A 14,443-nucleotide genomic window follows, 5' to 3' on the forward strand; every position below is an offset into this window, starting at 1 on the left:
GTGTCCTCGTGGATTCGGGCAGGGCGTGTGGCCGTACGACGGTGAACCGAGCGGAATCAGCGCAGGGCGGGCGCGTCCATCACGGCGAGGACGCCGTCCAGGTAGGCCGCCCGGGAGGCGTGGCGCTGGATCTTGCCGCTGGACGTCTTGGGGATGGTGCCCGGCCGGACCAGGACGACGTCACGCACCGCCAGACCGTGGGCCTCGCCGACCGCACTGCGGACCACGTCGATGATCTTCTCCGCCTCGCCTGCCGATTCGGGGGCGATCTCGGCGACGATGACGGGCTGTTCGCCGAACGAGCTCACGTCTGACCGGACGAACGAGCTCGCGTCTGCCTCGCCTCCCGCGTATCCCCCGTAGGCGTGTCGCCCCTCGGCGTATCCCCCGTCGACGGAGAACGCGGCGGTGCAGCCGGGCCGCAGGGCCGGGTGGGCCATCTCGGCGGTCAGTTCCAGGTCCTGCGGGTAGTGGTTGCGTCCGTCGATGACGATGAGGTCCTTGAGGCGGCCGGTGACGAACAGCTCGCCGTCGCGCAGGAATCCGAGGTCTCCGGTGCGCAGGAAGCGGCCTTCGCGGCCGGCCAGGGTGGCGCGGAAGGTCTCGCGGGTGGCGAGGGCGTTGCGCCAGTAGCCCTTGGCGACGCTCGCGCCGCGCACCCAGATCTCGCCGACCTCGCCCTCGGGCAGTTCCTCTTGCCGCTCGGGGTCGGCGATGGCGACGGTGACGTCGGGGCCGGGGCGTCCGGAACTGACGGCCGCCGCGTCGGCCTGGCCGGCGTGCGGGCCCGATTCGGAGGCCCGGAGCAGGGTGGGCGGGGTGGCGACCGTGCTGCCGGTGACCATCAGGGTGGCCTCGGCCAGGCCGTAGCAGGGGTAGAGGGCCTCGCGGCGGAAGCCGGCCGGGGCGAAGGTGTCGGTGAAGCGTCGCAGGGTGGCGGCGCGGACCGGTTCGGCGCCGTTGAAGGCGACCTTCCAGCTGCTGAGGTCGAGGCCGTCGAGGAGGTCGGGACCGGCGTGCTTGAGGCAGAGCTCGTAGGCGAAGTTGGGGCCGCCACTGGTGTGCGGGCGGTAGCGGTCGATCACGGTCAGCCAGCGTCGGGGCTGCTGGAGGAAGTGCAGCGGGGAGAAGAGGGTGGCGGTCACGCCCAGGTAGACCGTGTTGAGGACGGGGCCTATGAGACCCATGTCGTGGTACACGGGCAGCCAGCTGACGAACATCTCGTGGCCGTATTCCGCGATGACGTCCGGCGTGTGGCCCATGCGCTCGGTGATGACCCGCTCGTTGTCCAGCAGGTTTTGGTGGGTGACCATCACGCCGCGCGGGGCGGAGGTGGAGCCGGAGGTGTACTGGAGGAAGGCCACCGAGTCGGCGGTGAGGTCCGGCTCGCGCCAGGAGGCGGCCGCCTCGTCGGGGATGTCCTCGGTGACGACGAGGGTGATGTCGGCCAGGTCGGGCAGGTGCTCCACCATGCTGGACAGGACCGTGATCACCTCGCGGCCGCCCAGGATCACCTTGGCGTCGGCGTCGGCGATGAGCCGCTTCATCCGGGTCAGGGCACGGTGGTTCTGCGCGCGGCCCTGCGGCGGGACGCCCGGTACGGCGACGACACCGGCCGCGAGGCAGCCGAGGTAGCCGCAGATGAACTCCGGGCCGGGCGGGTAGAGCAGCATGGCGCGGCTGCCGGCCAGGCCACGCTCCTGTAGCCAGGCCGCGACGGCCCGGGCCCGTTCGGCGAGACGGCCGTACGAGATCTCCTGGATCTCGCCGTCGCAGTCACCGGTGACGAGGTAGCGGTAGGCGGTTCGGTCGGGATGGCGCGAGGCATGCGTGGTCAGCAGATCGACCAGGGAACGAACCATGTGGCGAGTCACACCTGTCTGGAGCAGTGGGCGAGGAACTGGAGTTCGAGGGGCGCGTGATAAGAACGCGCAGACGCCTCGGTCGGCCCGGCCCCCTTGCCAGACCTTCCGTCTCGACGACCCGCCGAGGAGCTGTGGCGCGGTCCGCCCACCCCTCGCGCCCCCATTCGGCTTGCTACCGGCGAGTAGCACCCTAGCAAGCCCGTTCGGTGCGACGGGTCGAACGAAAGTAAACCCTATGTGTCCAATAGGTAGTTGAAGAAGTGACGACCCTCCACAGGTCCGCCACCTCGGCCTACACAGACAAAAGCCCGGACACCTCCGCTTCGTCAGTGTCCGGGCCCTGCGGGAGGACTTGGTCAGCCGCCGTTCGGATCAGCCGCCGTTCAGTCGCCCACTCAGAAGCGTCTTGCCCAGCTCTGCACTGTCCTGCGTACCGGTCACACGGCCGGTTTCCGTGCCGCTGGTCACCGTGGCCTCCTCCGGCGTCACCGTTCCTGGCCTCGCCGAGTACCTGCCGCCCGAATGGGCACACACGCGACATCACGGGAGGCGGGCATCCACACCAACTCCCCCATGTTGTAAGGCAATTCAGACAGTCGACGCAGAAGCGAGCAGAGCCCCGGCACTTTCGAATTGAAGTATCGATCGACCGTGCGAGATCGGTCGATGACGGTGTGTACTGTGCTCCGAGCGCCTCGCCGCAAGGCCTCGGAACCAGCCCTGCCCGACTGCCCCCGAACCGACTCCCTGGGAACCGACTCGATGATCGAAATACCGGACCTGGCGACCGGCGGCCTCGCCGTCGGCATGCTGTCCGCACTCGCCCTGGGCGGCGGGCTGCTGCGCGCACAGCGGCAACAGGCAAGGCAGCGTGCCGAGATCGCCACGCTGCGCCGCCAACTCGAGGGAGCGCTGGAGGCGTTCACGGCCGAGGTCGAGCATCTTGCGACGCAGCGCGTCCCGGCCGCCGCCCGGCAGCTGGCGTATCCCCATGTCGCCGTGCCGGGTCCGTTGCATCCGCAGACGGCGAGGGCACCGCTGGGCCTCGCGCTGGAGCATGTGCTCGCCGGGCTGCACACCGAGCTGGCCGCGCAGCGCACCCGGATCGACGCGGCCGCACAGGCCGGAATGCGCGGGGCGACGCGCGAGATCCAGGCGGGTCTGTACCGGCTGCAGGACGCGGTGCGCGGGCTTCAACAGAAGTACGACGACCCGGAGTTGGCACAGACCCTGTTCCAACTGGACCACGAGAACGAGCAGTCGCTGCGGCGGGCGCAGGTCGCCTCCGTGGTGTGCGGGGCCTGGGTCGGGCTGGCCCGCGAGGAGTCGCACCTGGTGGACGCCGTGACCGGAGGTCAGGCCCGGCTCGCGGGCTACCACCGGGTCCGCGTCCACAATCACCTGGCGGCCGGGACCGGGCTCGTGTCGCACGCCGTGGAGCCGGTCGCGATCATCGTCGCCGAACTCCTCGACAACGCCCTGCGGCACTCCGCACCGGACACGGATGTCGTGGTCAACCTGGAGCACGTGCATCACGGCGCCTGCGTCACGGTCGACGACGCGGGTCTGGGCATGACCCAGGACGAACGCGACCGCGCGCAGCGGTTGGTGGCGGGTGCCGAGCCGATTCTCCTCACCGAGCTGGGCGATCCGCCGCGCATGGGGCTCGCCGCGATCGGGCAGCTGACCCGGCAGTTCGACCTGAGCGTGGATGTGTCGTCGCCGTCGCCGTACGGCGGGGTACGGGCGGTGCTGCGGGTCGACAGCCACCTGCTCAGCAGCATCGACCCCGACGAGCGACCGCCCGCGGCGAGCGCGCCGCGCTCCACCCGCACGGCCTCCCGGCACGAGGAGGCCGTCGGCTCACGGGACGACGAGGCGCCCCTCGGTTCGCGGGGCGGAGCCTTTGCCGACTCGCAGGACGAGGCGTCCGGCGCCTCCCGGGACGAGGTGTCCAGCACCTCGCACGGGTACGGGGCCGAGCACGGCGACGACGCCTCCGGGGCCGCGTCCGGGCATCACGCTCCGCGGGACGCCGGTGGTCTGCCGCAGCGCCGGCGCCGCACGAAGGTGGCCGCCGCGGCGAGTGACGTGCCCGAGCCGCGGCCCGCGGTACGCCGCCCGGAGCGGGCCGCCGCCGCGCTGGGTGCGCTGCAGGCCGGTACCGCCGCCGCGCGGTCCGCGGCCGACGAGCCCACCGGCGACGCCTCCACCGCCGTACCGGAAACCGCGCACGCGGCGCCGCAGCGGGCCGAAGCCGCGGCGAACGACACCGATCAGACCGACCATGAAGGGGGAACGGCTCGATGACCAGCCGCGATACGGGAGACACGGCGTGGGTGCTCGAACCGATCCTGCAGGTGCCGCATGTGGTGGCCGCCGTGCTGCTCACGCGGGACGGAATGGTGACCGGGTACACGGACGCGCTCACACGGCCCTCGGCCGAGCGGGTGGCCGCGATCACCAGCACCGTGCAGGGGGCTTGCCGTACCGCGGCGGCCGCGTTCGCCGACCGGGAGCGGGCCGAGGTGCGGCAGGTCGTCATCGAGTCGGACCACGGGTACGTACTGATCGTGCCGACGGATCACGGCACGTGCGTGGCCGCGTACGGGGACGAGGAGGTGCGCCTGGACCTGCTCGCGCACCGGGTGCACTCGCAGGTGGCCCGGCTGGGCGAGAAGGCGATGGCCGCCGCGCCCCGAGGTGCCGACGGCGGCGCTCCGGCATGACCGGCCGCCGTGGCGGCCGCCCCCTGGTTCCCGCGTATCTGTCGACCGGCGGCGTGGCCCGGCCCAGCCGGTCCCACCTGGAGCGGCTGTCGGTGCTCACCGGCGCCGGCACACCCGCGCCCGCGGGTCTGCCCGCCGCCCAACTCGCCCTGCTGGACGCCCTGGACGAGGGTTCGCTGACGGTGGTGGAGGCCGCGGCGCTGCTGCGGTTGCCGGTGTCCGCGGTACGTGTCCTGGCGGCCGAACTCATCGACCGGGACCTGGTACTGGCCCGTGCGCCGATCCCGCCCGCCGGACGCTTCGACCCCGACCTGCTGAAGAGAGTGGCCGATGGCCTTCGCGCCCTCAAGCACAACTAGCCGCGCTGCCGAGGAAGTTGTTGTGACCCCTGACGCGGCCGACAGCATCCACCTGCCCGACACCGCCCTCGACCTGGTCAAGATCCTGGTCGCCGGCCCCTTCGGCGTGGGGAAGACGACCCTGATCGACTCGGTCTCCGAGATCCGGCCCCTGCACACCGAGGAGCCGCTCAGCGAGGCGTCCGTGCAGGTGGACGATCTCGCCGGGGTGCGGGACAAGTCGACGACGACCGTCGCCGTCGACTTCGGCCGGATCAGCCTGCCGGGCGGGGTCGTGCTGTATCTGTTCGGCACGCCCGGACAGGAGCGGTTCCGGGCGCTGTGGGACGACATCGCCTACGGCGCGCTGGGCGCCCTGGTCCTGGTCGACAGCCGTCGGATCGACGCGTCGTTCGACGTGCTGGGGCTGGTGGAGGAGTCGGGGCTGCCGTACGCCGTCGCTTTCAACGCCTTTCCGGACGCGCCGCGCCACTACACCCACGAACAGCTGCGGGCCGCCCTGGACCTGGACGCGGACACGCCGATGGTGACGTGTGACGCCCGGGATGGCGACTCGTCCGTCGACGCGCTGCTCGCGCTGGTCCAGCACCTGATCGACCGTCACGCTCCGGAGGACCGGTGACCACCCACTCCCCCGACCGGCAGGCCTTCTCCCGCTCGGCGCCCGTGCGCCTGTGGGAGGACGGCTTCGCGCTGGATCCGTACCACTACTACGAGGCGCTGCGTGCCCAGGGCCCGGTCGGCTGGGCGGAGTTGGCGCCGGGCGTGCCGGCGTACGTCGTCACCGACCGGCGGGCGGCGCTGGATCTGCTGCACGACACGGACACGTTCTCGCACGACCCGCGGCCGTGGGAGTCCACGGTCGCCGACGACTCGCCGATCCTGGGCATGATGCGCTGGCGGCCCAACACGCTGTTCGCCGACGGCGCGGCCCATGTCCGGTACCGCACCTCGCTGATCGACACGTTCGAGCGCATCGAGCCGCACGACCTGCGAGCGCGGGTGCACCGGGCGGTGCGGGTGCTGGTGGGCCGGTTCGGGCCGAAGGGCGAGGCCGATCTGGTGGGCGAGTTCGCGCGGCCGCTGATGGCGCTGGTCTTCAACAACCTCTTCGGGCTGCCGGACAGTCAGAGCGACCGGCTCGACGGAGCGTTGGGCAAGATGATGGAGGGCGGCGCCGAAGCGGCCGAGGGTGAGGCGGAGTTCGGCGGCTACGTGCTGGAGCTGATCGCGGCCAAGGCCGAGCGGCGGGGCGACGACCTGCCGAGCCGGTTGCTGGACCACCCGGCGGGGCTGACGCCCGAGGAGGTCACCTGGCAGGTGTTCCTCACGCTCGGCGCCGGGCACGAGCCGACGGCCAACCTGGTGTCGAACGCGCTGTCCCGCATCCTCGGCAACCCGCTCTACTACTCCACGCTCACCAGCGGGGCCCGCCCGGTCATGGACGCCGTGGTGGAGGTGCTCCACCACGAGACACCGCTGGCCAACTACGGCATCCACTACGCCCGCACCCCGGTGTCCTTCCACGGCACGTGGATCAGGGCCGCGGTGCCGGTGGTCGTCTCCTACGGGGCGCTCGCGCACTTCGCCGAGCAGGAAGTCACCAGCGGCCGCCATCCCAGGGACGCCTCGCACCTGTCCTGGTCGGCCGGCCCGCACGCCTGCCCGGTCCGGCAGCACACGCTGCTCATCGCCACCGAGGCGATCGAACGCCTCACCCAGTGGCTTCCCGACCTGGAGCCGGCCCTGCCCCGCGATCGCCTGACCTGGCGCCCCGGCCCCTTCCACCGCTCCCTGACCTCCCTGCCCGTCCGGTTCAGCCCCCGCTCCCCCGACCAGCCAGGAGTTCCGTCGTGACCGTGACCGACCGTATCGACCGCATCGCCATCGACCCGTTCGGCGCCGACATCCCCGGCGAGAGCGCCCGGCTGCGCGCCCTCGGTCCGATCGTGCCCGTGGAGCTGCCCGGCGGCATCCCCGCATGGGCGCCCACGGGCTACGACACCCTCAAGGAGCTCATCCTCGACCCGCAGGTCAGCAAGGACCCGCGACAGCACTGGAGGCTGTGGCCCGAGATCGCCGAACGCCCCTCCTGGGGCTGGATCCTGAACTGGGTCGGCGTGGTCAACATGCTCTCCACGTACGGCACCGATCACACACGGCTGCGCAAGCTGGTCGCGCCGAGCTTCACGCAGCGGCGTACGGAGATGATGCGGCCGCGAGTGGAGGCGATCACCACGGAGCTGCTCGACTCGCTCGATACGCTCGCAAAGCCCGTTCCGCTCGGTGAGGGCGGCGCGGTGGTCGATCTGAAGGCCGGATTCGCCCACCCCCTCCCCATGCGGATGATCTGCGAACTCTTCGGTGTGCCCGAGGAGTTGCGGGAGGACACCGCCAAGCTCATCGCGGCCATCATGGACACCTCCGACCCCAGTCCGGAGCACGCCGCGTTCGTGCAGCAGCAGATCGACGCGGTACTGGGGGCGTTGATCGCCCACCGCAGCGAGCACCCCGGGGACGATCTGACGACCGAGCTGATCCGGGTGCGCGACGAGGACGGCGACCGGCTCAGCGACGAGGAGTTGCTGCACACGCTGCTGCTGGTGATCGGTGCCGGTTTCGAGACGACCGTCAATCTCATCGGCAACGCGGTCGTCGCACTGCTGACCCACCCCGAGCAGCTGGCCGCCGTACGGTCCGGCGAGATCGGCTGGGATGCGGTGATCGACGAGACACTGCGGGCGCATCCGTCGATCGCGGCGCTCCCCCTGCGGTTCGCCGTGAGCGACATCAAGGTCGGGGACGTGACCATCGCGGCCGGGGACGCGATCATCACGACGTACGCCGCGGCGGGGCTGGATCCCGTGCACTACGGGCCGGACGCGGCCAGCTTCGACGCGGCGCGCGGCGCCGACGACCATCTGGCGTTCGGGATCGGGGTACACCGGTGCATCGGCGCCCCGCTCGCTCGCGTGGAGGCCCTGACGGCGTTGCCCGCCCTCTTCGACCGCTTCCCCGACCTGCGGCTGGCCGTCGGGGACGACGAGCTGCGTCAGGTGCCGTCGTTCATCGCGTTCGGCTGGCAGGAGATACCGGTGCGGTTGCGGGCCTGAACGGCCGGAAACGGGGACCCGACCGGTCCCCCGTTCCGGTCGTGCCCCCGCGGCGAGTTGAACTTACGTCTACGCGTGATGATTGGGTATCGCGTCGATGCCCGCTGCGGCGCCCGCGGGACTCACCTGTGCACAGGTGAGTCCGGAAGGCCCGGTTTCGCCCCGTGCAGGGCGGGCTGTTCCAGGTCGCCCACGGTGATATGGGCCAGGACGACCTCGTACAGGTCGCTGCCGCCGGCGAGGAGTTGCCGTTCGAGGACGGGTTCCGCGCTGCGCACGTGCTCGCGGACGGTCTGGGCGTGGACGCCGAGGGTCTGCGCGGCGCGTTCGGCGTTGCCGCCTTCGGCGATCCAGGTGCGCAGGGTGCGGCGCAGGTCCCGGGTGTCCTGCTCCAGGCGTGCGAGGAGTTCCTGCGCCCAGGTGCGCATGGCGGGCCCGGACAGCAGGTCGTACAGCGAGGCGTGAGGCACTTCCGAGGAGCCGGTGCCGGCCGGTGCGCCCGCCAGGCTCACCTGGCTGTTGAGCGCCAGGTGGACCACGGCGCGGGCGGTCAGGTCGGCGAAGTCCGCGCGCAGGAGGGCTTCCACGCGTTCCATGCGGGCGCGGACGGTGTTGCGGCTGACGCCCAGGACCTTGGCCGCGTTCACGGCGGTGAACTCCAGGCCCAGCCGGGTGGTGGCGAGCAGTTCGGCGCGGGTGTGGTGCGGCAGGGTGTCGAGCGGGTTCAGCAGACGGGCCGTCCAGCCGCGCAGTACCGCCGGGTCGGTCAGCCGCTCGGGGTGGGTGCGTTCGGCGTAGACCGCGGCCTTGTCCGGGCGGAAGTGGGCTACGGCGAGGGCGCTCACGGCCTGCCCGTACGCGGTGGCGGTGCGGGCCAGGCTCTGCCGGGCGCTGCCGCCGATGAAGGTGCCGGGGCGTCGGCCGATCAGGGAAAGCAGTTCCTGGGCCTCGGCCTCGCCGGGCGTCACGACGATCACGTGCTCGTCCACCGCAGGGCAGAGCACGACCAGCGCCCGTTCACCCGTCACGTCGATGCACTCGCGGGCCAGCCGGTCCCGGTCCTCGGCGGTGCCCTCGACGACGTAGACACAGGCGGTGTCGGTGTCGAGCAGTCCGGGCCACAGTCCTGCGGCCACCCGGCGTGCGGAGACGGTGTCCTCCACCATCAGCAACTGCAGGATCGCCAGCCGCAGATCGGACGTCGCCCGCTCCAGCCGGCGTCCGGCGGCGGTCATCTCGGCCGCCTTGAGCAGGAGTTCGATCACCTGGACGGTGTGCGTGACGATGTCGGAGGTGTGCCGGTCGAAGGGCGTCTCGCGTGACACCGCGAGGACGCCGGCCGACGACCGGTTCGGGTACGCCACCCTGACCAGGCGCAGATGGCGGCCCTGACCCTCCCAGGCGGCGGAGGCGATACGGCCGGCGGTGACGGCCGCGACGAGGTGCTCGTCCAGGGGCGCCCGCGTACCGCCGAGGAGCGTTCCGGTGTCGTCCTGCAGCGAGGCGGTGCCCTGCACGGCATCGGCGAGCCAGGCGACGACCCGCGGGACGTCCTGCCCGGTCGGCCGCAGGTGGTCCAGCAACTCCCGCGCCCATGCCGAGGCGCCGGCGCCCCGCACCCCCGCCTGACGGACCCCGTCCTCCCTGCCAGCCACGTCGGCCTTCACCTCGTCCTGCACTTCATTCACAACATACCGCTCGGGACGTTACCTCACGCGTACGCCGCGGTACGCCGACGTGGGCGTCGGGGACGGGTTCCCAGGATCGCGGCGGTCATCCCCGATTAGAGGTGTCGCAGCAGCCACTTCGCCGTCGTCAGCCGTCCGCGCGCCACGCTTCGAGGCGTCTGCTCCGGATCGGCGGGTCTTGACCCACCCTGCGTCGGCGCGTACAACATTCCCCAGCAGAAAACGTTTACCGAATGTGTCTTCCGCTCGGATCGAGCCGCGCACCGACGCGGCCCTCACGGGAGAGGTCCCCAGCTAGATGAGAACTCCAGAGGACCGGGAAGAGCCCACGCCGGACAGAGTCGGCAGCCCGGTGGCACTGTCGCGCCGGGGGATGCTCAAGGGCACGGCCGTCACCGCCGGTCTGGCCGCGGCGGGGATCGGCGCCGCGCGGCCGGCCTACGCGGCGGATGACGCGGCCGTGGTGGGCGACTCGGCCGGCGCGACCGCGCGGATGGGTGGCAACGCCATCACCATGTCGGTGGTGGACGGAGCGCTGCGGTGGTCCGCCCGGCACAACGGCAAGACGGTGATCGACACATCCGTGCTGGGACTCAGGCTGAGCGACGGGACCGTCCTCGGCAGCGATGTGACGGTGACCAGGAACCAGCACTGGACCACCCGCACCACCTGGACGCCGGTGTACGGGCGCAACGCCACCGTCACCGACCTTTACCAGGAGCAGCGCTGGAACCTGCAGGACGCCGCCTCCGGGATCCGCTTCAGCGTCCAGATCCGCGCCTACAAGACCGGTGTCGCGCTGCGCTACGTCCTGCTCGACCAGGGCACCGCCACCCTCTCCGACGAGCTGACGACGTTCGTCTTCCCCGACGACACCACCGTCTACAGCGCCCGCGACGAGAACGTCTACCTCCCGGTGGCCCCGGGTTCCATACCGGTCACCGGGACCGCCACCACGGACAACGGCCCCCTGACCGACCTGCCGCTGACCGCCACCCTCTCCGACGGGCTCATCGCCTGCGTCTGTGAGTCCTCCCGGCTGAACTTCCCGCGTCTGATGCTCAGTTCGGTCGACGGGCAGCCGGGCGCCCTGTCCGCCTTCCTGATGGAGCACACCGCCCGCGGCACCGGCCCGGTCGAGACGACCAGCACGGTCACGACCCCGTTCGCCACGCCGTGGCGCGCGCTGGTGATCGGTTCCACCCACGCCGAACTCGTCGACAACGCCGAACTCGTCCTCAACCTGGCCCCGCCCAGTGCCCTGACCGACACCTCGTGGATCAAGCCGGGCAAGGTCTTCCGCTGCGAGCTCAGCACCGCCGCGGGCCTCGCGGGCGTCGACTTCGCCGTGGCCCTGGGCCTGGAGTACATCGAGTACGACGCCGGCTGGTACGGCCCCGAGTTCAGCACCCCCGACGCGACCAGGCCGATCGCCGCCATCGACCTGCCGTCCGTCATCTCGTACGCCACGAGCAAGGACATCGGCGTCTTCCTCTACGTCAACCGGCTCGCGCTGACCGACGCGGACTCGCTCTTCGGCCTCTACAAGAGCTGGGGCGTCGCGGGCATCAAGCTCGGCTTCATCAACGACGGCACCCGGACGATGACCGACCAGATCACAGACTGGGCCGAGGCGGCCGCCAAGTACCAGTTGCTGATCGACATGCACGACGACGTCCGTCCGTTCGGCTACGAGCGCACGTACCCGAACTTCATCAGCCTGGAAGGCGTCCGGGGCAACGAGCAGTTCCCGACCGCCACGCACAACGTGACGCTGCCCTTCGCCCGCAACATCGGGGGCCCGATGGACTACACCATCTGCTACGGCCAGTCACGCGACAAGACGACCAACGCCCACCAGATGGCGATGGCCGCGGTGTACTACCAGCCCCTCAACTTCCTCTTCTGGTACGACAAGCCGTCCAAGTACTCCAACCCCGCGAACTGGCCGGGACTGCCCTGGTTCAACGCCATCCCCACGACGTGGGACGAGAGCCGGACCCTGGCCGGGTCGATCGGCGAGTACGTGGCGGTCGCCCGCCGGGGCGGCGACACCTGGTACCTCGGGGCGATGACCAACGAGACGTCCCGGACCCTGTCGATCCCCCTGTCGTTCCTGGGCGGCGGAACCTACACGGCGACCGTCTACGCCGACGGCACACCGGGCACCAACCCGTACCAGACCCCGGTCGTGGTCCGTACCCAGACCGTCACCTCGGAGACCACGCTGAGCGTGGCCATGGCCCCGGCGGGCGGCCAGGCAATCGTCCTGAAGCCGAGCTGACCCAGGTCAGTCGTCGACCGCCCGGTCCGCCCGGTCCGCCCAGTCGCACACCCCATGGGCCTGCGGCCCCGCCCGCTTACGGCTTCGGCGAATGAGGAGAGAAAACGTTTACCAACGCTGTAGGAGAGTGCTTCTCCGATCGGCGGGCCCGCAAGGGCGAGCCGGTGCAGTAACGTCGGAGCAGTGACGGACGAGGAAGAGGGGTCGCCCACCACCCCGGGAGCGAAGAAGGCGAAGCGGAAGGGAAGGCCGACCGACAGGCCGAGCACGATCCGCGACGTCGCCGCGAAGGCCGGTGTCTCCGTAGCAACCGTTTCCCGGACGCTGGCGGGCAACTACCCGGTGTCCGCGGAAACCAGGCAGCGGGTCATGGCCGCCGTCGACTCCCTCCACTACGTCGTGAACGTCCACGCCAAGGCGCTCTCCGGACGTGTCGCCGGCCCCATCGCCCTCGTCATGCGCGACATCACCGGACCCTCCCTCGCCCACGTGGCTGCGGGAGTGGAAGAGGAGGCCGGCAGCCGAGGACGTCTCAGCCTGGTCTGCTCCACCAAAGGTGACATCAAGCGGGAGGACGACCTCGTCCAGCTCATGCGGGAACAGCACGCGGCGGCGGTCGTCCTCGTCGGCGGCACCATGACGGACGACGCCTACTACCGCCGTATGGCCCGCTACGCCAAGGCGCTGGACTCCGCGGGATCCCGGCTGGTGCTGTGCGGCCGGCCGCCGCTGCCGGCGGGTGTGCCGGCCACGGTCGTGGACTACGACAACCGAGGCGGCGCCTTCCAGGCCGCCGCGCACCTGCTGACGGCCGGCCACCGGCGCGTCCTCTTCCTCGGCGGGGCTGCCGGCTTCAGCAGCGCGGAGGAGCGCCACCTCGGCTACATGGACGCCCTGCGCGCCCATGGCGCGCCGTACATCGAGGAGTTGGACACCACCGGGGACTACACCAGGAAGTCGGGCTACCTGCGCACACGGGAAGCGCTGCGCACGGGAGTCGAGTTCACGGCGGTCTTCGCAGGGTCCGACGTGGTCGGACTGGGGGCCCTGGCCGCCCTGCGCGAGGCCGGTCTGCGTGTGCCACGCGACGTCTCCCTGGTCGGCTTCGACGACGTCCCCTTCGCCGCCGACCTGACTCCGGCCCTCACCACGGTCCGGGTCCCGTACGAGGAGCTGGGCCGCACCGCCGTACGCCTCGCCCTGGAACGAGAGGTCGGTTTCGCCTCCGACAACCACGTCGTGTTGAGCACGCAGCTCGTGATCCGGGATTCGGTGCGTACCGCGGGCTGAGAGAGGCGGTCCTGGGCGGTCACCGCGAGACCGGTGCTTCGGGCGACCGCCGCGAGGGTGACACTCACGGCACGCAGCCACCAACTCCGCGCCGCGTACTCAGTGACCGACGCAGAACGTGGCGTTCGCGCGCTCCGCCTCCATGGAGATCGGGTCGACGCGCAGGCCGTGGTCGGAGTGCAGAACGTGGCGGTCCGGGAAGGTGTACGAACGGAGCGACGACCACGCGGGATCGGCCAGTCCGGCCGTCCGGTGGAACGTGGCGTCCTGGTCGAACGCGATGGTGCCGTCGATCGCGTCCAGCCGCAGGTTGTGGTCGTGGTGCCGCGGATAGCGGGTCGGGTCGGGTCGTTCGCCGACTGGAAGGACACGCCCGAGCCGTCGGCCAAGCCGGGCACGAGCTTCCACAGCGAATCCGTGTAGGGGTCGAAGGGATAGGCGTCGAGGCGGCACACGTTCCCGGCGCGGCGGACGTAACGGTCCGGGTGACTGTCGGACTTGAGCCGGTTCCAGTCGGGCTTGCCGTAGTGGGTGACGAGGTTGTCGTACTCGGACGGGGGGATCGTCTTTATGGCGCAGTGCTTGGAGTTGCTCCTCATTGCTGCACCTGACGGTGGCCGACCATGTCGCGCACGCCGCTGCCCGGGCGCCCCTGTCCGGCAGCGACCTCGGCGGGATGAGAGCGCAGCTCGTGTTCGACGCCGCTGCTGCCGTCGCCGTCCTGCTGACCACCACGGCGCTGTCGGTCTACAAGCCGCGCGGCATCACCCGGTACGGATGGCGCGTTCAGCAGCGACGAGCCGAACGTGCCGGCGGCGGAGCCATGGATACGGCGGCTCCGGCCCGAGCGTGATCAAACTGCCCGAGGACCGGGCCTGTGCCGCCGGCCGATGAGCAGGGGCGGCTTCGCCTCCCCGGTGACGACGCCGCCACACACTTCGACCGTCACCTCGCCGAAGGCGGCCTCCCGCAGCAGGTTGCGACAGTTGCCGGCTGCACGCGGGCCGGCGATCAGGGCGGCGCGGGCATGTGAGTGATCTGCGTGCCGCTCGGCCACCCTCCCCGAGCCCGAGTGCCCCGCCCTGCGCGGCTGCCGGGCATCGAGGGCATAGGCT

Annotated in this window: 12 protein-coding genes and 1 pseudogene; 9 read left to right on the forward strand and 4 right to left on the reverse strand. The window is 71.1% G+C overall.

Features of this window, described 5'->3' with window-relative positions; all coding sequences use genetic code 11:
* Positions 1 to 56: 56 nt before the first annotated feature.
* Entirely contained in the window at positions 57 to 1,862 is a 1,806-nt protein-coding gene (locus tag AB5J49_RS00835; protein ID WP_369166504.1) for a fatty acyl-AMP ligase, read from the reverse strand.
* Between the two features lie 765 nt (positions 1,863 to 2,627).
* On the opposite strand from AB5J49_RS00835, the gene AB5J49_RS00840 reads away from it, so the two are divergent.
* Genes AB5J49_RS00840 through AB5J49_RS00865 form a run of 6 tightly spaced genes read left to right on the forward strand, consistent with a single transcriptional unit; the run spans position 2,628 to position 8,066 of the window.
* The gene (locus AB5J49_RS00840) at positions 2,628 to 4,175 is read left to right on the forward strand and encodes an ATP-binding protein (RefSeq protein ID WP_369166505.1); all 1,548 of its coding nucleotides are present in this window, start codon (positions 2,628 to 2,630) and stop codon (positions 4,173 to 4,175) included.
* Positions 4,172 to 4,594 carry a roadblock/LC7 domain-containing protein gene (locus tag AB5J49_RS00845; protein WP_369166506.1) on the forward strand — a complete coding sequence of 141 codons (423 nt, stop codon included), beginning with the start codon at positions 4,172 to 4,174 and terminating at the stop codon, positions 4,592 to 4,594. The genes AB5J49_RS00840 and AB5J49_RS00845 overlap by 4 nt, the downstream gene beginning before the upstream one ends.
* Entirely contained in the window at positions 4,591 to 4,953 is a 363-nt protein-coding gene (locus AB5J49_RS00850; protein WP_369166507.1) for a DUF742 domain-containing protein, read from the forward strand. Before AB5J49_RS00845 ends, AB5J49_RS00850 begins: the two co-directional genes overlap by 4 nt.
* Positions 4,925 to 5,575 carry an ATP/GTP-binding protein gene (locus tag AB5J49_RS00855; RefSeq protein WP_369166508.1) on the forward strand — a complete coding sequence of 217 codons (651 nt, stop codon included), beginning with the start codon at positions 4,925 to 4,927 and terminating at the stop codon, positions 5,573 to 5,575. Before AB5J49_RS00850 ends, AB5J49_RS00855 begins: the two co-directional genes overlap by 29 nt.
* Complete coding sequence (locus tag AB5J49_RS00860) at positions 5,572 to 6,810, forward strand: cytochrome P450 (RefSeq protein ID WP_369166509.1); 1,239 nt, start codon at positions 5,572 to 5,574, stop codon at positions 6,808 to 6,810. The genes AB5J49_RS00855 and AB5J49_RS00860 overlap by 4 nt, the downstream gene beginning before the upstream one ends.
* Positions 6,807 to 8,066, forward strand: coding sequence for a cytochrome P450 (locus AB5J49_RS00865; protein WP_369166510.1), 1,260 nt, complete (start codon positions 6,807 to 6,809; stop codon positions 8,064 to 8,066). Before AB5J49_RS00860 ends, AB5J49_RS00865 begins: the two co-directional genes overlap by 4 nt.
* A gap of 122 nt (positions 8,067 to 8,188) precedes the next feature.
* Here the strand turns inward: AB5J49_RS00865 and AB5J49_RS00870 are convergent, their stop codons facing one another.
* The gene (locus AB5J49_RS00870) at positions 8,189 to 9,721 is read right to left on the reverse strand and encodes a helix-turn-helix domain-containing protein (RefSeq protein ID WP_369166511.1); all 1,533 of its coding nucleotides are present in this window, start codon (positions 9,719 to 9,721) and stop codon (positions 8,189 to 8,191) included.
* Between the two features lie 331 nt (positions 9,722 to 10,052).
* Here AB5J49_RS00870 and AB5J49_RS00875 point away from each other — a divergent pair, with 331 nt between their 5' ends.
* Positions 10,053 to 12,038, forward strand: a complete 1,986-nt coding sequence (locus AB5J49_RS00875) for a glycoside hydrolase family 97 catalytic domain-containing protein (protein ID WP_369166512.1) — start codon at positions 10,053 to 10,055, stop codon at positions 12,036 to 12,038.
* 324 nt (positions 12,039 to 12,362) lie between these two features.
* Positions 12,363 to 13,328, forward strand: a complete 966-nt coding sequence (locus AB5J49_RS00880; protein ID WP_369175006.1) for a LacI family DNA-binding transcriptional regulator — start codon at positions 12,363 to 12,365, stop codon at positions 13,326 to 13,328.
* A 99-nt stretch (positions 13,329 to 13,427) separates the two neighbouring features.
* On the opposite strand, the gene AB5J49_RS00885 is transcribed toward AB5J49_RS00880, so the two are convergent.
* Complete coding sequence (locus tag AB5J49_RS00885; protein WP_369166513.1) at positions 13,428 to 13,781, reverse strand: AbfB domain-containing protein; 354 nt, start codon at positions 13,779 to 13,781, stop codon at positions 13,428 to 13,430.
* Positions 13,730 to 13,927: pseudogene (locus AB5J49_RS00890) on the reverse strand (alpha-L-arabinofuranosidase); the annotation flags it as partial. The pseudogene AB5J49_RS00890 and the gene AB5J49_RS00885, both read right to left, overlap by 52 nt.
* Between AB5J49_RS00890 and AB5J49_RS00895 the strand changes: the two are divergent.
* Entirely contained in the window at positions 13,927 to 14,181 is a 255-nt protein-coding gene (locus AB5J49_RS00895) for a hypothetical protein (protein ID WP_369166514.1), read from the forward strand. The pseudogene AB5J49_RS00890 and the gene AB5J49_RS00895 sit on opposite strands and share 1 nt — an antisense overlap.
* Positions 14,182 to 14,443 lie beyond the last annotated feature (262 nt).

It is taken from the genome of Streptomyces sp. R28 (assembly GCF_041052385.1).
Lineage (GTDB): Bacteria > Actinomycetota > Actinomycetes > Streptomycetales > Streptomycetaceae > Streptomyces.

Bases quoted from the DNA above. Each gene is read 5' to 3' on its own strand.
- AB5J49_RS00850 (WP_369166507.1), top strand. From the start codon at position 4,591: ATGACCGGCCGCCGTGGCGGCCGCCCCCTGGTTCCCGCGTATCTGTCG.
- AB5J49_RS00855 (WP_369166508.1), top strand. From the start codon at position 4,925: ATGGCCTTCGCGCCCTCAAGCACAACTAGCCGCGCTGCCGAGGAAGTT.
- AB5J49_RS00845 (WP_369166506.1), top strand. From the start codon at position 4,172: ATGACCAGCCGCGATACGGGAGACACGGCGTGGGTGCTCGAACCGATC.
- AB5J49_RS00840 (WP_369166505.1), top strand. From the start codon at position 2,628: ATGATCGAAATACCGGACCTGGCGACCGGCGGCCTCGCCGTCGGCATG.
- AB5J49_RS00875 (WP_369166512.1), top strand. From the start codon at position 10,053: ATGAGAACTCCAGAGGACCGGGAAGAGCCCACGCCGGACAGAGTCGGC.
- AB5J49_RS00835 (WP_369166504.1), bottom strand. From the start codon at position 1,862: ATGGTTCGTTCCCTGGTCGATCTGCTGACCACGCATGCCTCGCGCCAT.